Origin of the sequence: Aurantiacibacter flavus, from assembly GCF_039710615.1 — a bacterium.
Classification (GTDB): domain Bacteria; phylum Pseudomonadota; class Alphaproteobacteria; order Sphingomonadales; family Sphingomonadaceae; genus Alteraurantiacibacter; species Alteraurantiacibacter flavus.
On the sequence record NZ_JBDLBR010000003.1, the window covers coordinates 151,968 to 171,747 of the forward strand.

At 64.9% G+C, this 19,780-nt stretch carries 19 protein-coding genes and 1 tRNA gene; 7 read left to right on the forward strand and 13 right to left on the reverse strand.

From position 1 onward, the window contains the following. Nucleotides 1-33 precede the first annotated feature (33 nt). Entirely contained in the window at nucleotides 34-1,233 is a 1,200-nt protein-coding gene (gene sucC / locus ABDJ38_RS09790; protein WP_346784917.1) for an ADP-forming succinate--CoA ligase subunit beta, read from the reverse strand. Between the two features lie 109 nt (nucleotides 1,234-1,342). On the opposite strand from sucC, the gene ABDJ38_RS09795 reads away from it, so the two are divergent. Beyond that, nucleotides 1,343-2,128 (forward strand): 3'(2'),5'-bisphosphate nucleotidase CysQ, encoded by a 786-nt coding sequence (locus tag ABDJ38_RS09795; protein ID WP_346784918.1) that lies wholly within the window; start codon nucleotides 1,343-1,345, stop codon nucleotides 2,126-2,128. Nucleotides 2,129-2,273: 145 nt separating this feature from the next. On the opposite strand, the gene ABDJ38_RS09800 is transcribed toward ABDJ38_RS09795, so the two are convergent. Beyond that, nucleotides 2,274-2,954: a YiaD family glycine zipper/OmpA-like lipoprotein gene (locus ABDJ38_RS09800; RefSeq protein WP_346784919.1), complete on the reverse strand. Its 681-nt coding sequence runs from the start codon at nucleotides 2,952-2,954 to the stop codon at nucleotides 2,274-2,276. A gap of 161 nt (nucleotides 2,955-3,115) precedes the next feature. Here ABDJ38_RS09800 and ABDJ38_RS09805 point away from each other — a divergent pair, with 161 nt between their 5' ends. Then, nucleotides 3,116-4,414: a hemolysin family protein gene (locus tag ABDJ38_RS09805; protein WP_346784920.1), complete on the forward strand. Its 1,299-nt coding sequence runs from the start codon at nucleotides 3,116-3,118 to the stop codon at nucleotides 4,412-4,414. A 15-nt stretch (nucleotides 4,415-4,429) separates the two neighbouring features. Here the strand turns inward: ABDJ38_RS09805 and ABDJ38_RS09810 are convergent, their stop codons facing one another. From ABDJ38_RS09810 to gpmA, 8 genes are all read right to left on the reverse strand, one after another. Continuing rightward, entirely contained in the window at nucleotides 4,430-4,837 is a 408-nt protein-coding gene (locus ABDJ38_RS09810; RefSeq protein WP_346784921.1) for a DUF3035 domain-containing protein, read from the reverse strand. A 28-nt stretch (nucleotides 4,838-4,865) separates the two neighbouring features. Next, nucleotides 4,866-5,378 carry a signal peptidase II gene (gene lspA, locus ABDJ38_RS09815; protein WP_346784922.1) on the reverse strand — a complete coding sequence of 171 codons (513 nt, stop codon included), beginning with the start codon at nucleotides 5,376-5,378 and terminating at the stop codon, nucleotides 4,866-4,868. Further along, nucleotides 5,375-8,350 (reverse strand): isoleucine--tRNA ligase, encoded by a 2,976-nt coding sequence (gene ileS, locus ABDJ38_RS09820; RefSeq protein ID WP_346784923.1) that lies wholly within the window; start codon nucleotides 8,348-8,350, stop codon nucleotides 5,375-5,377. The genes lspA and ileS overlap by 4 nt, the downstream gene beginning before the upstream one ends. A 165-nt stretch (nucleotides 8,351-8,515) precedes the next feature. Then, entirely contained in the window at nucleotides 8,516-9,472 is a 957-nt protein-coding gene (locus tag ABDJ38_RS09825; RefSeq protein WP_346784924.1) for a bifunctional riboflavin kinase/FAD synthetase, read from the reverse strand. Next, nucleotides 9,469-9,966: a dihydrofolate reductase gene (locus tag ABDJ38_RS09830; protein WP_346784925.1), complete on the reverse strand. Its 498-nt coding sequence runs from the start codon at nucleotides 9,964-9,966 to the stop codon at nucleotides 9,469-9,471. Before ABDJ38_RS09830 ends, ABDJ38_RS09825 begins: the two co-directional genes overlap by 4 nt. After that, nucleotides 9,966-11,018, reverse strand: coding sequence for a 5-(carboxyamino)imidazole ribonucleotide synthase (locus ABDJ38_RS09835; protein WP_346784926.1), 1,053 nt, complete (start codon nucleotides 11,016-11,018; stop codon nucleotides 9,966-9,968). Before ABDJ38_RS09835 ends, ABDJ38_RS09830 begins: the two co-directional genes overlap by 1 nt. Before the next feature lie 5 nt (nucleotides 11,019-11,023). Beyond that, nucleotides 11,024-11,509 (reverse strand): 5-(carboxyamino)imidazole ribonucleotide mutase, encoded by a 486-nt coding sequence (purE, locus tag ABDJ38_RS09840; protein ID WP_346784927.1) that lies wholly within the window; start codon nucleotides 11,507-11,509, stop codon nucleotides 11,024-11,026. Between the two features lie 5 nt (nucleotides 11,510-11,514). Further along, the gene (gene gpmA / locus ABDJ38_RS09845; RefSeq protein WP_346784928.1) at nucleotides 11,515-12,201 is read right to left on the reverse strand and encodes a 2,3-diphosphoglycerate-dependent phosphoglycerate mutase; all 687 of its coding nucleotides are present in this window, start codon (nucleotides 12,199-12,201) and stop codon (nucleotides 11,515-11,517) included. 301 nt (nucleotides 12,202-12,502) lie between these two features. Between gpmA and ABDJ38_RS09850 the strand changes: the two genes are divergently transcribed. Beyond that, nucleotides 12,503-12,577: transfer RNA gene (locus ABDJ38_RS09850), tRNA-Thr, on the forward strand. 88 nt (nucleotides 12,578-12,665) lie between these two features. Here ABDJ38_RS09850 and ABDJ38_RS09855 read toward each other — a convergent pair. Further along, complete coding sequence (locus ABDJ38_RS09855) at nucleotides 12,666-13,094, reverse strand: PRC-barrel domain-containing protein (RefSeq protein WP_346784929.1); 429 nt, start codon at nucleotides 13,092-13,094, stop codon at nucleotides 12,666-12,668. A gap of 129 nt (nucleotides 13,095-13,223) precedes the next feature. After that, nucleotides 13,224-13,529 carry a GNAT family N-acetyltransferase gene (locus ABDJ38_RS09860; protein ID WP_346784930.1) on the reverse strand — a complete coding sequence of 102 codons (306 nt, stop codon included), beginning with the start codon at nucleotides 13,527-13,529 and terminating at the stop codon, nucleotides 13,224-13,226. A 50-nt stretch (nucleotides 13,530-13,579) separates the two neighbouring features. Between ABDJ38_RS09860 and ABDJ38_RS09865 the strand changes: the two genes are divergently transcribed. Both ABDJ38_RS09865 and ABDJ38_RS09870 read left to right on the forward strand, forming a co-directional pair. Next, entirely contained in the window at nucleotides 13,580-14,575 is a 996-nt protein-coding gene (locus ABDJ38_RS09865) for a threonine aldolase family protein (RefSeq protein WP_346784931.1), read from the forward strand. After that, nucleotides 14,572-15,492 (forward strand): DMT family transporter, encoded by a 921-nt coding sequence (locus ABDJ38_RS09870; protein WP_346784932.1) that lies wholly within the window; start codon nucleotides 14,572-14,574, stop codon nucleotides 15,490-15,492. The genes ABDJ38_RS09865 and ABDJ38_RS09870 overlap by 4 nt, the downstream gene beginning before the upstream one ends. Here ABDJ38_RS09870 and ABDJ38_RS09875 read toward each other — a convergent pair. Then, entirely contained in the window at nucleotides 15,476-16,246 is a 771-nt protein-coding gene (locus ABDJ38_RS09875; protein ID WP_346784933.1) for a Rossmann-fold NAD(P)-binding domain-containing protein, read from the reverse strand. The genes ABDJ38_RS09870 and ABDJ38_RS09875 overlap by 17 nt on opposite strands. A 51-nt stretch (nucleotides 16,247-16,297) precedes the next feature. Here ABDJ38_RS09875 and pepN point away from each other — a divergent pair, with 51 nt between their 5' ends. Beyond that, nucleotides 16,298-18,943, forward strand: a complete 2,646-nt coding sequence (gene pepN, locus ABDJ38_RS09880) for an aminopeptidase N (protein WP_346784934.1) — start codon at nucleotides 16,298-16,300, stop codon at nucleotides 18,941-18,943. Continuing rightward, entirely contained in the window at nucleotides 18,936-19,634 is a 699-nt protein-coding gene (gene pgeF / locus ABDJ38_RS09885; protein WP_346784935.1) for a peptidoglycan editing factor PgeF, read from the forward strand. The genes pepN and pgeF overlap by 8 nt, the downstream gene beginning before the upstream one ends. Nucleotides 19,635-19,780: the final 146 nt, after the last annotated feature.

Here is a 19,780-nt window from a genome sequence, read left to right on the forward strand (position 1 = left end):
GCCCCGGCGACCGACAAGCATTCCGTCAGCGGATCAGGCCGCCTTCTTGACTTCGCCCACGATCTTCTGCGCGGCATCGCCCAGATTGTCGGCGGGAACGATCGGCAGGCCGGAGTTCGCGAGAATGTCCTTGCCCTGCTGCACATTGGTGCCCTCGAGACGGACCACCAGCGGAACCGACAGGTCGACTTCCTTGGCTGCGGCAACGATGCCCTCGGCAATGGTGTCACAACGCATAATTCCGCCGAAGATGTTGACGAGAATGCCCTTTACCGACGGATCGCTGAGAATGATCTTGAACGCCGCCGTCACCTTCTCGGTGGTGGCGCCCCCGCCCACGTCGAGGAAGTTCGCCGGGAACGAGCCGTTGAGCTTGATGATATCCATCGTTGCCATGGCGAGGCCGGCGCCGTTGACCATGCAGCCGATGTCGCCATCGAGCTTGATGTAGGCGAGGTCGTACTTGGAGGCTTCGACCTCCATCGGGTCTTCCTCGGTCTCGTCGCGCATGGCTTCGACATCGGGGTGGCGATAGAGCGCGTTCGAATCGAAGCTCATCTTGGTGTCGAGGACGAGCAGGTTGCCGTCCTTCGTTTCCACCAGCGGGTTGATTTCGAGCATGTCGCAATCGAGCGTGGTGAAGGCCTGATAAAGCTGCTTCGACAGCTTCTGCGCCTGCTTGTTGAGATCGCCCGACAGCTTCAGCGCGAAGGCCACTTCGCGGCCATGGTGCGGCATGAAGCCGGTGGCCGGGTCGATAGTGATGGTGGTGATCTTCTCGGGCGTCGAGTGTGCGACTTCCTCGATGTCCATCCCGCCCTCGGTCGAGACGATCATGGCGATCCGGCCTGAAGCGCGGTCGACCAGCATCGAAAGGTAGTATTCCTCGGCGATGTCCACGCCATCGGTGACATAGAGGCGGTTGACCTGCTTGCCCGCATCGCCCGTCTGCACGGTGACGAGCGTGTTGCCGAGCATCTCGCCCGCATCCTTTTCCACGTCTTCGATCGACTTGGCGAGACGCACGCCACCCTTGGCATCGGCGCCCAGTTCCTTGAACTTGCCCTTGCCGCGGCCACCGGCGTGGATCTGTGCCTTCACGACATAAAGCGGCCCGGGCAGCTTCTTCGCACCTTCAACCGCCTCGGCGACGGAGGTGGCCGGGTAGCCAGTGGGGATGCCGATCCCGAACTTTGCGAGCAGTTCTTTGGCCTGGTATTCGTGGATGTTCATGGGCGGTGCCTGTTCTCTTGCAAATGGGAGAGGAAAGGGTTTGCATGCGCCTTAGGCACTATCGTGGCGCTTGCAAAGCCTTCGCACGTGCATCATCTGCGGCGCACCCATGATCGATATCGACCGACTAGAGCTGATCTGCCGCGAGGCGGCCCGGATGGCGCTGCTGCTGTGGCCGGGGCAGGGCCATGATCTGTCGAGCTGGGACAAGCTGCCGGGCAACCCGGTGAGCGAGGCAGACCTTGCCGTCGATGCTTTCCTGAAGCGCGAACTGGGCAAATTGCTGCCTGCCGCAGGCTGGTTGTCGGAAGAAACGGTCGATTCGGACCATCGGCTGGAGCGCGACCTGATCTGGCTGGTCGACCCTATAGATGGCACGCGTGACTTCATCCGGGGACGGACCGGATGGGCGGTGTCGGTGGCTCTGATCAGCGGCGGGCGGCCCCTGATCGGGATGTTGGTGGCGCCCGCGCGCGGCGAAGTCTGGAAAGCCACCGCCGGCAACGGGGCCTGGCGTAATGGCGAGAAGCTGGTGGCGAGTCGCTGCACGCGATTTGCCGGGGCGCGGGTGCCCGCCGATTCGCTGGAGCGGGAGGATCGTGACCTGACCATGGTCGACAAGCCCAATTCGATTGCCCTGCGCATTGCCATGGTGGGCGCAAGCGAGGCCGATCTGGTGGCGACGCTGCGCTGGGGCTACGAGTGGGACATCGCGGCGGCCACCCTGATCGCGCGCGAAGCAGGGGCGCAGGTCAGCGACGCCTTCGGTCAGCCACTCGTGTTCAACAAGCGCGATCCGAGAGCCTTTGGCCTGCTGGTGAGCGCACCGGCGATTCACAAGGATGCCGTGGCCAGGCTGGCCGATCGCGCCAAGGCGATTGCCCAACCAGAATAGCGCGCCGAGACCCTACATCCGAAAACGGCCTCCCAAAGGAGGCCGCAAGGGCGACTGCCCGCCCGCAGCTGCCCCGAACCCCGGACTTGATCCGGGGAGCGGGAACCGCAGCGAGGACGCCGGCCCGGATGGGCCGGCGCAACAATCAATAGGCTTGGTTCACGTCCGACTGGGTGATCGGAGTGATGCGGATTTCCACGCGACGGTTCTGCGCGCGGCCGGCTTCGGTGGTGTTGTCGGCCACCGGATACTGCTCGCCATAGCCGATCGATTCGATACGGGCACGCGATACACCGCGCGAGACGAGATAGTTCGTCACCGAATTGGCGCGGCGGCGCGACAGATCGAGGTTGTACTGGTCCGACCCGGTCGAATCGGTGTGGCCCATCACGTCGATCAGCGAATTGGGATAGTTCACCATGCTCTGCGCCACGCCGTCGAGCGTCTGGCGCATCGAGGGCGAGATATCGGCCGAGTTCACCGCAAAGGTGACGTCGGGCAGGTTGACCAGAATGCCATCGCCATTGGGGGTCTGCGACACGTCGACGCCGGTGCCCGCAGTCGCTTCCTCAAGCTCGCGAATCTGCTCGTCCATCCGATAGCCGACATAGCCGCCGGCAGCAGCGCCGATGCCCGCGCCCACGATACGGGCGGTCTTGCCGCCGATCAGGCCGCCGAGCAGGTAGCCCAGACCAGCGCCGCCCACGCCGCCTATGGCGGTGCGTGAGACGTGCCGTTCGCCGGTGTTCGGATCGGTCACGCATGCGCTCACCGTAAGGAGCGAAAGAACTGCGCCCGAGGCGACGAGAATTTTCCTGGTTTTCATGAAAGTCCCTCTCTGATGGCGACCGCTTGCAAAACCGGTCGGCAGGTAATCCTATGCGGCCACAACGCTCCGTGTGCCAGAGCGTTCCTTAACCAGAGCCGTCCAAACATGGCGCTTGGGCATTCGCCTTTGCCGCACAATCTGCTAGCGGACGAGGTCTGATGTCACCATTCCCCTGGGATTCGCTCGCCTATCTTGCCGCACTCATCGTGCTCAATGGCATCTTTGCCATGTCCGAGCTTGCGATCGTGTCGGCGCGTACCTCAAAGCTGCACCAGTCGGCTGATCGCGGCAGCAAAAGTGCGCAGATCGCAATGAGGCTGGCGGCCGAGCCCGGCAAGTTTCTCAGCACCGTGCAGATCGGCATCACGCTGGTCGGCATTATCAACGGCGCGGTGTCGGGCGCGGCGCTGGGCGGGCCGGTGGGCGAACGGCTGGTTTTGCTGGGCCTCGATCCCGAGAATGCGCCGGAGGTTGGCTTTGCCCTCGTCATCGTTGTGACGACCTATCTCAGCCTGGTTATCGGCGAGCTGGTGCCCAAGCAGATTGCGCTGCGTTCCGCCGAACGGATCGCCATCGTAATGGCCCCTTTGATGGACCTGCTGGCCCGGCTTGCGGCGCCGTTCGTCTGGCTGCTCGATACCAGTTCGAGCCTGTTGCTGCGCTTGTTGCGGGTGCACCATCGCGGCGAACAGACAATCACCGCGCAGGAACTGCAGATGATCTTCGCCGAAGCCACCCGCAACGGCGTGATCGAGGAAGGCGAACGCGCGATCCTGTCAGGCGTGATGCGGTTGGCAAGCCGCCCCGTGCGCGAACTGATGACGCCGCGTACCGAGCTCGAATGGCTCGACATCAACGCCAGCGACGACGAAATCCGCGACCGCATTGCCAGTACCAGCCATTCGCTGCTGCCCGTTGCCGAGGGCGCGCCCGATGACAAGGTGCTGGGCGTGATCAAGGTGCGCGAAGTGCTCGCGCTGCTGGCGGCGGGCAAGCCGGTGGTGTTGTCGCAGATGGTGCGCAAGAGCGAGGTCGTGCCCGACCAGCTCGACGCCATCGACGCCATGCGCGCGCTTCAGCAGTCGGGCACGGCCATGGCCATGGTGCACGACGAGTATGGCCACCTCGATGGCATTGTGACCTCGGCCGATCTGCTGGCCGCAATCGCGGGCGACTTTGCCAGCCACCAGGACGAAGGCGACAGCCCGATGGTGGCGCAGCGCGAGGATGGTTCGCTACTGATCTCAGGCGCATTGTCAGCCGATGCGCTGGCCGAGAAGCTCGAGCTCGAACTGCCCGAACAGCGCGACTTCGCCACTGCGGCGGGTTATGCGCTTGACGTGCTGAAGAAGCTGCCGACCGAGGGCGAGCATTTCACCGAGCAGGGCTGGCGGTTCGAGGTCGTCGACATGGACGGTCGCCGGATCGACAAGCTGCTGGTGAGCCGGGTCGACTGACCCGGACCAACCAAATCAGGAAGGAATCGCGACTCGCGCGGCCTGTCCGTCGCCTTCAGGGGCGATGATGATCGTGCGCGTGGCATCGCCCTTGTCGACCGTATAGGTCTCCGGGTCGCCCACCATGGTGCGAATGCCGGCATCGGCCTCGCCAGCACGCCGCAGGGCGCTGGTCTCGATGGCGCTGCGTGTCGCTTCGCCGCCGAACAGCGCTTCGAGCGCCTGCTGCGCAGCCGTGCCCTCGGTGGGGCGGGGTGCGCCCGGATCGGGAGGAGTGAGGTCGAAATCGGGCGGGATCACCAGCGGGGCCTGGCGCTGAACGGCGAATTCGTCGGGTCGGTCACGGTCGATCTTGAGGCCGCCACAGGCGGTTGCGCCCAAGGCGGCGGCAACGATGATGGCGGTGCGGAAGGAATTGCGCATAAAATCTCTCTTGGCCGTTGGCGCCATGTCAGGCGGGGCTCTGCTCGTCGTCGGGTTTCTCGCGCATGAACAAGGCGCGGGCAAGGATAATCACCACGCCGATGCTGATCGCAGCGTCGGCGACGTTGAAAATAAGGAACGGGCGGAATTCGCCGATGTGGAAATCGGCATAGTCGATCACATAGCCGTAGGCATAGCGGTCACGGATATTGCCGAGCGCGCCGCCGAGGATCATTGCGTAGGCGGCGATGTCGCCAAGCCGCCGCTCGCGCAGCATCAGGTAAAGCACGACGCAGGCGATCAGCCCGGTGACGCCGACCAGCACCCAGCGCATTTCCATGCTCGTCGCCTCGAACATACCGAGCGAGACGCCGTAGTTGTTGGTGCGGGTGAAGTCGAAAAACGGCAGCAGCGGGTAGTGGTCGCCGATGGCGGTGAGGCCAAGGTCCTCGACCACGAAGCGCTTGAGCCACTGGTCGGCGAAATAGATCGCCGCCGCGATGGCGAGCCCGAGGGCGCGGAACTTGTTGGCGGCGCTCATGCCCCGGTGCTTTCTGTTGCGTCCAGTTCGGCGACGACACTTTCGCAGCGGTGGCACAGGTCGCCGTCTTCGCTGACTTCGGGCAGGTGCCGCCAGCAGCGGCCGCACTTGTGGTTGTCGGTCTTGGTCACCGCCCAATCGCCCTGATGGACGGTGGAAGAGATGAACAGTTCGGCCCAGTCGACGTTCTCGCCCTCGTTCGGCACGGTGACTTCGGCCTGCAAGCTAGAACCGATGACCTTTTCGCGGCGTAGCGGTTCGATTCGTTCGAGCGCCTCGGCACGGGTTTCGCGGATGCTCTCCCAGCGCGCCATGTCGGCCTCAACCGCAGGCACCTCCGGCCACTCCAGCAGATGCACCGAGCCACACTCGGGATAGCGCGTGCCCCAGACCTCTTCCGCCGTGAACACCAGCACCGGCGCGGCATAGCGCACCAGCGCCTGGAACAGGATGTCTAGCACGGTGCGGTACGCACGGCGCTCCAGCCCATCGGGGGCATCGCAATAGAGCCGGTCCTTGCGGATATCGAAGAAGAAGGCCGAGAGGTCTTCGTTGGCAAAGTCGGTCAGCGCGCGGGTGTAGGCGTTGAAGTCGAAGTTGGCGATGGCCTTGCGCAGCTTGCCGTTCAGCTCTCCCAATAGCGCCAGCACATAGCGCTCCAGCTCTGGCATCTCGGCCACATCGACCTTTTCGTCGTGCGAGAAGCCATCCAATGCGCCGAGCAGATAGCGGAAGGTGTTGCGCAGCTTGCGATAGCTGTCGCCCACGCCCTTGAGGATTTCCGGGCCGATCCGGTGGTCCTCGGTGAAGTCGACCGAGAGCGCCCACAGGCGGATGATGTCGGCGCCGAACTCTTCCATCACCTTCAGCGGATCGATGGAATTGCCGAGGCTCTTCGACATCTTGCGCCCGTCCGCCGCCATCGTGAAGCCGTGGGTAAGCACGGCTTTATACGGCGCGCGGCCACGGGTGGCGCAGCTTTCGAGCAATGACGACTGGAACCAGCCGCGATGCTGGTCGCTGCCTTCGAGATAAAGGTCAGCCGGGCTCTGCAAATCTGGCCAGCGCTCCGATTCGAGCACGAAGGCATGGGTGCTGCCCGAATCGAACCACACGTCGAGAATGTCGGAGACCATCTCGTAGTCTTCGGGATTGTAATCCGGGCCGAGCAAATGCGCGGCATTGTCGCGGTCCCAGCCATCGACGCCCTCGGTGCGGATGGCCTCGATGATGCGGCGGTTGACCTGCGGATCGACCAGATATTCGCCGCTCTTGCGATCAACGAACAGCGTGATCGGCACGCCCCAGGCGCGCTGGCGCGAGAGTACCCAGTCGGGCCGCCCCTCGACCATCGAGCGGATGCGGTTCTGGCCCTTGGCGGGGACGAAGCGGGTTTTCTCGATTTCGGCCAGCGCGGTTTCGCGCAAGGTGGCGGTGTGATCGGCCTGCACGCCCAGCGCCACGGCAGCGCCGAGCGCATCAGGCACGGCGGTGGGGAAGTCGAACGGTTTTACCGGCTTGTCCATCGGCACGAACCACTGCGGGGTGCAGCGGTAGATCACCTTGGCCTTCGAGCGCCACGAATGTGGATAAGAGTGTTGATAGTCTGCGGATGCGCTGAGGAGAGCGCCCGCCGCGCGCAGGTCCGAGCAGATCGGGCCGTCGGGCGCGTTGAAGCCGGGGTTGATCACCGAACGGCGGCGCGGCTTGCCCTCTGCGTCAAGATCGTCAGCGCCGAGCCAGAGCCAGTCGTCCTTGTAGACACCGCCCGCATCGACGACGAACTTGGGGTTGATGTTGTGGGCCTTGCACAGGTCGAAGTCGTCCTCGCCGTGGTCGGGCGCCATGTGGACGAGGCCGGTGCCGCTGTCGGTGGTGACGAAGTCGCCCGGGAGCAGCGGGCGGGGCTCGGCGTAGAACCCGCCGAGGTGGTGCATCGGATGCCGGGCGACGGTGCCGGCTAGGTCGGAGCCTTTGAAGACCGCACCCGGAAACAGCACATCGGCCCTTTCAGGAACCTCAACGTAGTCCCACGAAACCATTGTGTGGTCGGAGTTCCATTCAGACGCGCCCGGCATTTTCCGAACTTCCGCCTCGAAGCGATCACGGAACGTTTCCAGCAAATCGACCGCTACCAAGTAGCGACGCTGGAGAGGCTCTGCACCTTCAAGATGGATCGTCACGTCTCCGATTTGGTATTCAACATCCGGCCCATAAGCCAAAGCCTGGTTCACCGGGATCGTCCAGGGCGTGGTCGTCCAGATCACCGCATGGGCACCGACCAGCTCAGCAATGGGCGATTCGACAATCTCGAACGCCACGTCGATCTGCGTCGAGGTGATGTCCTCGTATTCGACCTCGGCCTCGGCCAGCGCGGTCTTCTCGACCGGCGACCACATCACCGGCTTCGCGCCGCGATAGAGCTGGCCGCTCTCGGCAAACTTCAGCAGTTCGGTGACGATCCCCGCCTCGCTGTCGAACTGCATAGTGAGGTAAGGATTGTCCCAGTCGCCGCTGATGCCGAGGCGCTTTAGCTGGCTGCGCTGCGTATCGACCCAGTGCTGCGCATAGTCGCGGCATTCCTGGCGGAACTCGCGCGGCGGCACCTCGTCCTTGTTCTGCTTCTTTTTGCGATACTTTTCCTCGACCTTCCACTCGATCGGCAGGCCGTGGCAATCCCAGCCGGGAACATAGGGCGCATCCTTGCCGAGCAGCGACTGGCTGCGGCAGACCATGTCCTTGAGGATATGGTTCAGCGCATGGCCGATGTGCATGTCGCCATTGGCATAGGGCGGGCCGTCGTGAAGGATGAACTTCTCACGGCCTTCACGCGCGGCGCGGATCTGCTGGTAGAGGCCTTCCTCTTCCCAGCGCGCGGCCATACGGGGCTCCTTTGCGGGGAGCCCGGCCTTCATGGGGAAGTCGGTCTTCGGGAGGAAGACGGTGTCTCTGTAGTCGCGCTTCTCGGTCATTGGCCCGGGGCCTTAGCGGGGGCGGGCGCTTTGGGCAATTTGGTTTCACGCGGAGACGCGGAGACGCGGAGTGGTTGCACCATCGCCGAAGCCGTTTTTGTTCGCCTGCGTCGTGACATCGGCACTGCCGTTTGAGTGGGACGAGCGGCTCCGCCGCAACCACTTTTACCTCCGCGTCTCCGCGTCTCCGCGTGAGTCGGAAAGCAGCACCCGCGCCCGCTCGCAATCGGCCGTCATCTGCTCCACCAGCGCATCGAGGCTGTTGAACTTCGCCTCGGGCCGGAGGAAATGGTGCAGGGCAACCTCGATCTCCTGCCCATAGAGATCGCCCGAAAAGTCGAAGAAATGGGGTTCGAGCACCTCGCGTGGCGGATCGAAGCTGGGGCGCACGCCGAGGTTCGCCGCACCTTTCAGTTCCTGCCCGGTCGACACGATTTGCCCGGTCACGGCATAGATCCCGTAGCGCGGCCGCAGGTAGTGCCCCATGTCCATGTTGGCGGTGGGAAAGCCGATCGTGCGGCCGCGCTTGTCGCCATGCACCACTTCGCCGCGAATCGCGAAGGGGCGGGTGAGGAGGCGTGCTGCCACGTCGCATTCGCCCGCCTTCAGCGCGTCGCGGATGCGGCTCGAGGAAACCACCTGATTGTCGAGCAAGACTGGCGCGACGGCACGCGCGCCAAGCCCGCAGGTGGTGCCGATGTCGCGCAGCACCGACACATTGCCGCCGCGGCCCTTGCCGAATGTAAAGTCCTCACCCGTCACCACGCCCGCGGCACCGATTCGGCCAGCGAGCAGATCGCGCACGAAGCTTTCGGCGGGCATCGTCGCCAGTTCCTCGTCGAAATCAAACACCAGCATCGCGTCAGCCCCTGCTGCAGCGAACAGCTCGGCGCGTTGGTCGAGCGTGGTCAGCCGGAACGGCGGGACGTGCGGCGCAAAGTGGCGCACCGGGTGCGGGTCGAAGGTGGCGATGATGGCGGGGCGGCCCTCGGCGCGCGCCCAGCTGACCGCTTCTTCGGCAACCTTCTGGTGGCCGAGGTGAAACCCGTCGAAGTTGCCCAGCGCCAACACCGCGCCGCGCAGACTGTCGGGCAAGGGATCGCGATGGCCGAGCCGGATCACGCCGCGCCGATACGTTCGAGGCTGACGAAGTCGTAGGCTGGAAAGCCCCCTGCGGCAGGGCGGCTTTCGCGCGCAACCTCGCGCCAGCCTTCGGCCGCGGAAGGAGCATCCATGAACACGTCGCCTTCAGTGTCTTCGAAGACCTCGGTCAATTCGAAGTGGGTGCCATAGTCCCGCATGGCCTGCCAGATTTCTGCTCCGCCGATCACCGAGAGATCACCATCTCCGGCCAATGCCAGCGCTTGCTCGGGCGAGTGCGCCACCTCCGCGCCTTCAGCCTGCCAGTCGCTCTGGCGCGTGAGCACGATGTGGCGGCGGCCCGGAAGCAGGCCTGGCAGACTCTCGAAGGTCTTGCGGCCCATGATCATGGGCTTGCCCATGGTATGCCGCTTGAAGCGCTTGAGGTCTTCGCTGATTGCCCAGGGCACCTGCCCGTCGCGCGCAATGCAACCGTTGGTCGCGCGTGCGACGACGAAAAGAACTTGCCGTGCCATTATCCGACCCTCGTGATGTGGCCCATCTTGCGCCCTTCGCGTGCTTCCAGCTTGCCGTAGAGATGCAGGTGCGCGCGCGGGTCGGACAGATGGCGGGCGATAGCGAAGGCTTCGGGGCCGATCAGGTTGTCCATCACGATCTTCTCGGCAACGGCGGACGTATCGCCCAGCGGCAGCCCGGCGATGGCGCGCACATGGTTCTCGAACTGGCTGGTGACGGCGCCCTCGATGGTCCAATGGCCCGAATTGTGGACGCGCGGGGCCATCTCGTTGAACACCGGGCCGTTGGCGGTGGCGAAGAATTCGCAGGTCATCACGCCGACATAGCCCAGCGCCTCGGCGATGCGCTGGGCCAGCGCGCGGGCCTCGCTCACCTGCTCGCCAACAATGGCGGGGGCGGGCAGCACCGAATGGGCAAGGATGCCCTGCTCATGCGTGTTGTGCGTCGAATCCCAGAAGCGCACCTCACCATCGCGTCCGCGCACGAGGATCACGGAGAACTCCGCTTCGAAGGTCACGAAGCCTTCGTAGATCATCGCGGTGGCGGCGACTTCGCTGGCGGAGATATCGGCGGCGCTGGCGATGCGCCACTGGCCCTTGCCGTCGTAACCGTCGCGGCGGGTCTTCACGATGGCGGGCGTTCCAATCCGCTCTATCGCGACATCGAGGTCGGCCATTGAATCGACTGCCGCGAAAGGTGCGGGGGTGCCGCCAAGTTCGCTGACGAAGCTCTTTTCGTTCAGCCGGTCCTGCGCCACTTCGAGTGCACGCGGCCCCGGCGCAAGCTTTGCCTGATCGAGCGCCAGCAGCGGGGCGACCGGCACGTTCTCGAACTCGTAGGTGATCACGTCGCAGGCATCGGCGAAGGCGGCCATGGCGGCGCCATCGCTCCAGTCGGCGCGCGTATGCGCGGCTGAGACCTCGGCGGCGACCGAGTGGTCGTCGGGCGCGAAGACGTGGACCTGATAGCCCAACTGCGCAGCGGACATGGCCATCATCCGGCCGAGTTGGCCACCGCCGAGAATGCCGATCGTGCTGCCGGGCGCGAGCATCCGCGTCAGTCGACCGGCTTCTCGGCGACCGCGTCGGTCTGCGCGGCGCGCCAGTCGATCAGACGCTGGCGCAGGCCTTCGTCGGTCAGTGCGAGGATCGAGGCGGCCATCAGCCCGGCATTGGTCGCGCCCGCCTCGCCAATCGCCAGCGTGCCGACCGGAACGCCGGCGGGCATCTGCACGATCGAAAGCAGGCTGTCTTGGCCCGACAGGGCGCGTGACTTCACCGGCACGCCAAGCACCGGCAGGTGGGTCAGTGCGGCCACCATGCCCGGCAGGTGCGCAGCGCCACCGGCCCCGGCAATGATCACCTCGAAGCCTTCACCCGCCGCGCCCTTGCCGAAGGCGTGCAAGCGGTCGGGCGTGCGGTGCGCCGAGACAATCCGCGCCTCGTAGGCGACCTCGAGCTGGTCAAGCACATTGGCGGCGAGCTGCATGGTCGGCCAGTCGGACTGGCTGCCCATTACGATTGCGACTTTGGGTGCGGCCATCGACCTCAAGCGTCCTTTAGGTAGTAGTACTCGCCGGGATTCAACTCGGCGTCGAACTCGTAGACGATCGGTTGGCCGGTGGGGATTTCCAGCCCGGTGATCTCATCGTCGGGAATGTTCGAGAGATGCTTCACCAGCGCGCGCAAGCTGTTGCCATGCGCGGAAATAATGACCGTTTCACCCTTAGCCAGTTCGGGCAGGATCTCTTCCTGCCAATAGGGGATCACCCGCTCGATCGTGAGCTTCAGGCTTTCGGTATTGGGGACATCGATCCCGGCATAACGAGCGTCGCCAGCAAGATCGAATTCGCTATCCGCTTCGAGCGGCGGCGGCGGCACGTCGAAACTGCGGCGCCAGATCTTGACCTGCTCCTCCCCATGCTTCTCGGCGGTCTCGGCCTTGTTGAGACCGGTCAGCCCGCCATAGTGCCGCTCGTTCAGGCGCCAGTCCTTGGTTTCGGGAATCCACAGGCGGTCGCATTCTTCGAGCGCCAGGTGCAGCGTCTTGATCGCGCGCTTCTGCACAGAGGTGAAGGCGCGCGTAGGCAGCACGCCCTTCTCCTTCAGCAACTGACCTGCCGCGCGCGCTTCTGCCACGCCCTTTTCGGTCACGTCGACGTCCCACCAACCGGTGAAGCGGTTTTCCAGGTTCCACTGGCTCTGGCCATGGCGGACGAGGATCAGGGTGGGCACGGGCGTAAATCTCCTGCGGGGACTAAATCAGCGAAGGCAGGGCGTTAGCGGCCCGCGCCGTCGTTTGGAAGGGGCCTCTCGGTCTCTGTCCCCTCGCGAATCGCGCTGGCGCGCGTTTGGGCCTTGCTCTGCGTCTTGCGGCGCCGCAAATTCTCGCGCAGTTTTTCCGCGAGCCGTTCCTCGCGAGTTTGTTTACCACTCATGGCCTATGTCATGGCCTGATTGCTGCGCAGGCTCAAGCTTGCCTTGACTTTCGCCTCCGTCGCGACAATAGCGCGCGCCTGCTTCGCTTGATGGCGACGCTGCTGTAGCTCAGTGGTAGAGCGCACCCTTGGTAAGGGTGAGGCCGGGAGTTCAATCCTCCCCAGCAGCACCATCACCTGCCGAACGATCCCTCTCCCACATGGCAGACGCAAAAAGGCCCCGGAAAATCGGGGCCTTTGTGTTTGTGAGGTCAAAGATGATCAGTAGAGAACGCCGTAGTAGGCATAGATTCTCTGGCCGAACTCCTGATCATAGGTCGGTTCATCGGTTTCGGAATAGCGGGGCGCCTCGCGCAGGCGATCCTTGTCGATGTTCACGACATAGCCGCCTACCGATTCGTCGTAGTCCAGCGCTTCCCACGGGAGCGGGTGGTGATCTTCGCCGATGCCGAGGAAACCGCCAAAGCTCATCACCGCATATTCGACGCGGCCGGAACGCTTGCCGATCATGAGCTTCTTGATGTGTCCGATCTTTTCACCGTCCGTGGCATAAACATCGGTCCCTTCGACACGATCCGAGCCGATGAGATCCTTGCTTGCATCGCGTTCGCGCGGACGCGAGCGGTCGAATTCACGGCGCTGCGAAAGTTCGGTGTCCGAAAATTGCGTTGTGTTGCTGGTCTGAGTCATGGCTCTCTCCTCGAGTTTGGTGGGCAAGGAAAGATCTTTTCTTTCAATGCCTTCACCTAACCAACGAACAAGTCTTCCGGGCTATCCGGAGCTTGCCGCAGCCTGGCCACGACTCAGCGAAATATCCTGTCAGCTGGGCACTTCGGCGCGCACATCGGCCCAGTCCGAATGCTTGCGAAATTGCGCCTCGACATAGGGGCACTGCGGCTCGATCGTGAAACCGTGCTCGCGGGCGTCGGCAACCATCTCCTTCACCAACGCCAGGGCAATGCCCTTTCCGCGTGCCGCGGGCGGAGTGAACGTGTGCTCGGCAATTCGCGCCTCGCCGCGCGCGGTCCAGGTGAGCACGGCGGGCTTGTCTGCGCCTTCGACCGGGGCCGAATAGGTGCCGTGGGTGGTCTGGTCGTCGTGGGTGATTTCGATGCTGTCGCTCATGCGGGAATGCTCCTTCTTGCGTCCAACGGGCGGAGGCCTATGGGCGTTCCATGCAGTTCCTCTCCGACAATGCCGCGCGCGTCCATCCGCAGGTCTGGGCGGCGATGCAGGCTGCCGACGCTCCGGATGCTCCCTATGACAACGATGTGCTGAGCCAGCGCCTCGACGCAGCATTCTGCGAACTGTTCGGGCGCGACTGCGCGGCGCTGTGGGTCGGCACGGGCACGGCGGCCAACTGCCTCTCGCTCACCACGCTGGTCGAGCCGCACGGCGGGGTGATCTGCGAGGAGAACGCCCATATCGAGCGCGACGAATGCGGCGCTCCGGGATTTTACCTGCACGGGGCCAAGCTGCTGCTGGCGAAAGGCGAGGGCGCGAAGCTGACCCCGGAGGCCATCGAGGCGGTGGCGGCAGGCATCACGCGCGGGGTGCATCAGGTGCCGGCGCAGGCGGTGTCGATCACGCAGGTGAGCGAATTCGGGTTGGCCTATAGCCCGGCTGAGCTGGCCAATATCGGCACTGTGACCTCGCGGCTGGGCCTCGGCTTGCACATGGACGGCGCGCGATTCGGCAATGCGGTGGCCTTTCTCGGCTGCACGCCGGCTGAGGCAGCAGGTCCGGCCAAGGCGCTCAGCTTCGGCTTCACCAAGAACGGCGCGATGGACGCCGATGCGATCGTGCTGTTCGATCCGGCGCAGGCCGACCTCGTGCGCTGGCGGCGCAAGCGGGCGGGACACCTGCGCTCGAAAGGCCGGTTCATGGCCGCGCAACTGCTGGCCATGTTGGAGGGCGACCTGTGGCTCGACCTTGCCCGCAAGGCCAACGCGGCGGCGGGCCTGGTAGCCGAGGGCGCGGCGGAGCGGCTATTGTACCCGCACCAGTCGAACGAGCTGTTCGTCCGTCTCAGCGCCGAAGAGCGCGCTGTGCTGCGCGCCGAAGGCTTTGCCTTTTACGACTGGGACGAGGCCCACGTGCGGATCGTCGCCGCCTGGGACACCCGGCCCGAGCACGCCGAGGCGCTTGGCCGCGCCATCGCCCGTCTATGAGCGAGACCCCGCCGCACACCCTGCTGCGTCCTGCGATTGCGCTGCCCTTTTTGCTGGTGGCGCTGATCTGGGGTTCGACCTGGTTCGTGATCACTACCCAGATTGCCGCAGTGCCGCCCGCATGGTCGGTGACATGGCGGTTCGTTCTGGCCACGCCTGCCACGTTCGCTCTGGCGCTGGCGATGAGGAAGCGGCTTGCCATGCCGGGGCGCGCGCATCGGTTGGCCGTGCTGATGGGGCTGTTCCAGTTCTGCGGGAATTACATGTTCGTCTACTGGTCCGAGCTGCACCTGACTTCGGGCATCGTGGCACTGCTGATCGGGATGATGCTGGTGCCCAATGCGATACTCGGGCGGGTCTTGTTGGGGCAGGCGATTACCGTGCGGTTCATGGTCGGCAGCGTGATCGCACTGGCGGGAATTGCGCTCTTGCTGCTGAACGAGGCGCACACCGCGCCGCTCGGGGGCAATGTCGCTCTGGGGGCCGTGCTCGCCTTGACCGCTATGCTCTCGGCCTCGATTGCCAATGTGATCCAGGCGGGCTCCGCAGGCAAAGACGTGCCCTTGGTGAGCCTGCTCGCCTGGGCGATGCTTTATGGTGTGCTGTTCGATGCCGCCATCGCGCTTGTGCTGTTCGGTGTGCCCGAAGTGCCGCGCGATCCGGCCTATTGGCTGGGCACCGCATGGCTGGCGCTGGTCGGTTCGGTCGTCACCTTCCCGCTCTATTACGATCTGGTGCGCAAGCTTGGCGCGGGCCGCGCGGCCTATAACGGCGTGCTGGTGATCGTGGTCGCGATGGCGGTCTCGACCGTGCTGGAAGACTACCGCTGGTCGGCGCTGGCCATCGCGGGCGGGGCGCTGGCGCTGGTCGGGCTGCTGGTGGCGCTACGCGGACGGCAGGTCAAAGCAGGCTCCTGAGCCCCTCGCGGTAGGTCGGGTAAAGCGGCTGGAACCCGAGCACCCGCTTCGCCTTGCCGTTCGCCACCCGGCGGTTCTCGGCGTAGAACCCGCGCGCCATTGGCGACAACCCAGCCGCGTCGAGCGACACCAAGGGCGGCGGCTCGCGGCCCATCAGGCGGCAGGCCTCTTCGATCACCGCGTTCTGGCTGGCAGGGAGGTCGTCGGCGAGGTTGTAGGCACCCGGCGCGGCCTGCCATCCGGCCATCACGCCTTGGGCGATATCCTCGACATGGACCCGGCTGAACACCTGCCCCGGCAGGTCGATCCGATGCGCCTTGCCGTTGGCGACCCGCTCGAAGGCACTCCGGCCGGGGCCGTAAATCCCTGGCAGACGGAACACCCGCGCGCCCAAGGCGAGCCAGTGCGTATCGGCCTCGGCGCGTTTGGTGCGGCGGCCCGTGCCGATGGGCGCGCTTTCATCGACCCATGCCCCGCCGGTGTCGCCATAGACGCCGGTGGAAGACAGATAGGCGAGGCGTTTGCCTTCCAGCGCCTCGGCATAGCGGGCGAGAACCGGGTCGCCCTCGTCGCCCGGCGGGACGGAAGACAGCACCAGATCCGTCTCGCGCAAGGCCGTCAGCACCGCATCGGCATCGCCGAAAGCGATATCGCCATCGCGCCCTGTCGCGCTCACCGAAAAACCGGCGGAAACCGCAAGCTCGGCGATGCGTTTCGCACTGTAACCGAGTCCGAATACAAGCAATCGGGTCATTCGACCCTCATACCCCCTCGACGTCGCAGCGAAAGTGCCTAGATCATCCCCATGGATATTGCCCCCACCCCCGACATGGCTGACGCCGCTCCCGAACCCCATGATCCCGTGGCGATCCGCCGCGAGGACTATCAGCCCTTCGGCTGGCTGGTTCCGCAAGTGGCGCTGGACTTCGATCTGGGTCTCGAATCGACTCAAGTGACCGCGCGCCTCACGCTTGCCCGCAATGCCAAGGCCCCGCGAGCCGAGACGATCCGCCTCAATGGCGACGAGCTGGAGCCGCTCAGCGTCAAGGTCGATGGCGAGGTCGTCAACGACTGGCACCGCGATGGCGACGACCTGATCGTGCCGCTCACCGGCGACGCGCATGAGCTGGAGATCGTCACGCAGGTTGCCCCGGCAAAGAACACCAAGCTGATGGGGCTCTATGCCTCTTCGGGTATGCTCTGCACCCAATGCGAGGCCGAGGGTTTCCGCCGCATCACCTTCTTCCCCGACCGGCCCGACGTGCTCTCGACCTATCGCGTGCGGATGAGCGGCGACAAGGCGACCTTCCCGGTGCTGCTGTCCAACGGCAACCCGGAGGCGAGTGGCGAAGGTGACAACGGCACCCACTGGGCCGAATGGCACGACCCCTGGCCCAAGCCGAGCTATCTGTTCGCGCTGGTGGCGGGCGATCTGGTCGCCAATTCGAGCAGCTTCACCACCATGAGCGGGCGCGAGGTGGCGCTGAACATCTATGTCCGCGAGGGCGACCTGCCGCGCACCGGCCATGCGATGGATTCGCTCAAGGCCTCGATGACCTGGGACGAGGAAACGTTCGGCCGCGAATACGATCTCGACGTGTTCAACATTGTCGCCGTGAGCGACTTCAACATGGGGGCAATGGAGAACAAGGGGCTCAACGTTTTCAACACGAAGTACGTGCTGGCCGACCCCGAAACCGCCACCGATGCCGATTTCGACGCGGTGGCGGGGGTGATCGCGCACGAATACTTTCATAACTGGTCGGGCAACCGCGTGACCTGCCGCGACTGGTTCCAGCTCTCGCTAAAAGAGGGGTTCACCGTCCTGCGCGATCAGCTGTTCAGCCAGCATATGGGCTCCGAAGCGGTGAAGCGGATCGAGGATGTGCGGGTGCTGCGCGCGGCGCAGTTTCCCGAGGACTCCGGCCCGCTGGCGCACCCGATCCGGCCCGATTCCTATCGCGAGATTTCGAACTTCTACACCGCCACCGTCTATAACAAGGGCGCAGAAGTCATCCGCATGATGCGCACGATGGCCCAAGCGCAATTTGGCGAGGAAGCGTTCCGCAAAGCGTGCGACCTCTATTTCGACCGCCACGATGGCGAGGCGGCCACCTGTGAGGATTTCGTCCGCGCAATGGAGGATGGCGCGGGGCTCGATCTCAAGCAGTTCCGGCTGTGGTATTCGCAGGCGGGCACCCCGAAGGTGCGCGCGCAACTTGTCCACGCAGGCGACACGGTGACCCTGCATCTGTCGCAGGTCGTACCGCCGACGCCCGGCCAGCCGGACAAGCGCCCGATGCCGATTCCGCTCAAGGTCGCGCTGTTCGACCGCGCGACGGGCGAGCGCGGCGACGAGCAGCTGCTGGTGCTCGACACCGAAGAGTCGAGCTTTGCCTTCGAGGGATTTGCCGCACCCCCGGCACTCTCGATCAATCGCGGCTTTTCCGCGCCGGTCTCGATCGAACGCGAAGTCGCGCGCGAGGAACTGGTCTTCCTCGCCGCGAACGATGACGATCCTTTCGCTCGTTACGAAGCAATGCAGAATCTGGTGGTCGGCCACCTTGTCGATGTGATCGGGGGCAAGCTCGATGAGGCCCAGCGCGCCGCGGGTCGCGCCGACATCGCCGGGGCGTTGGGCGCGGTGCTGCGCGACGAAGCGCTTGACGACCTGATGCGCGGTGAATTGCTGGTGCTGCCGGGCGAGGGCTATCTCGCCGAGCAGATGACCGTGGCCGATCCGGGCGCGATCCATGCCGAACGGCAAGCCCTGCGCGCCTATCTCGGCACCGAGCTGGCAGACGATTTTGCCGCGCTTTACGAGCGCGCCGCCAAGGTGGAGTTCACGCTCGATGCCGAGGCCAGTGGCGCACGCAAGGTAAAGACGCAGGTGCTCGTCTATATGGCCGCGAGCGATCCGGCCAGGGCGGCCAAGCTTGCCGCGCAGCAATATGATGCAGCCGACAACATGACCGACCGGCAGGGCGCGCTGATGGTGTTGGCCGGGCTCGACAGCCCCGAGCGCACGCACAAGCTGCTCGACTTCTATCGCCGTTATCAGGGCAACGCGCTGGTGATCGACAAGTGGTTCGCGCTGCAGGCGGGTTCGCTTCACCCCAAGGTGCTCGAGCACGTGCGGGACTTGGCCGAGCATCCCGACTTCACCTTGTCGAATCCCAACCGTGTGCGCTCGCTCTATATGGCCATGGCGGTGAACCCGCAGGCGTTCCATGCCGCCGATGGCTCGGGCTATGCGATGATCGCCGACCTTATTCTGGCGCTCGATCCGATCAACCCGCAAACGGCAGCGCGGTTCGTGCCGCCGCTGGGTCGGTGGCGCCGGATCGAGCCCGCGCGCGCTGAGAAGATGCGGGCGCAGCTTGAGCGTATCGCGGCTGCGGGCAACCTGTCGCGCGATACGCAAGAGCAGGTGGCCCGCAGCCTTGGCTGACCCACGCGAAATCCTGCGCTCCGAGGCGCTGGCGGGCGTGCCGCACGGGTTCCTCACCGGGATTGGCCACGAAGGCGAGCCCGATCCGGCCCGAATCGCGGCTGGAACCGAGCTGGTGCGCGTTAAGCAGGTCCACTCGCCGCGCGTGGTCTTTGTCGAGGCGCCGTTCGCCGGAGACGATCTGCCGGAGGCCGATGCGCTGGTGACCGACCGACCCGGCCTCGTGCTGGCCGTGGTCACCGCCGATTGCGCGCCGGTGTTGCTGGCCGACCACGCGGCGGCGGTAGTGGGTGCGGCGCATGCTGGCTGGCGCGGTGCCTTTGGCGGTGTGCTCGAGGCGACCGTCACGGCGATGATCGACGCAGGGGCGAGTCGTGACAACATCGTCGCAGCAATCGGGCCGACCATCGCGCAGCAGAGTTACGAGGTCGACCGGGCCTTCCGCGAGCGTCTGGTGGAGCATGATGCGGCCAACGCGGCACTGTTTACGCCGGGCGCGCCCGATCATTACCAGTTCGATCTTCCCGCCTATGTGCGCGGACGGCTGGAGTCGGCGGGTGTGGGCCGGATCGAGGATCTCGCGCGCGATACTTACGTCGAGGAATCGCTTTTTCACTCGTTCCGCCGGGCCACTCATCGGGGCGAGCCGACCTATGGGCGCCAGTTCTCGCTGATCGCCTGCCCGACCTGACCCCCGGTCAAAGGGCTTTATTGCGAAAGGCTCGCAGTTCTGCGGCTTTTGAGGCGAAATTTGCCCCAAATCGCGGCTTGGCAGGCGCGCCTTGCTGGTCTATCAGCCGCGCCAAGTCGCATCCGGGGCACATCTGGTCGCGTGCG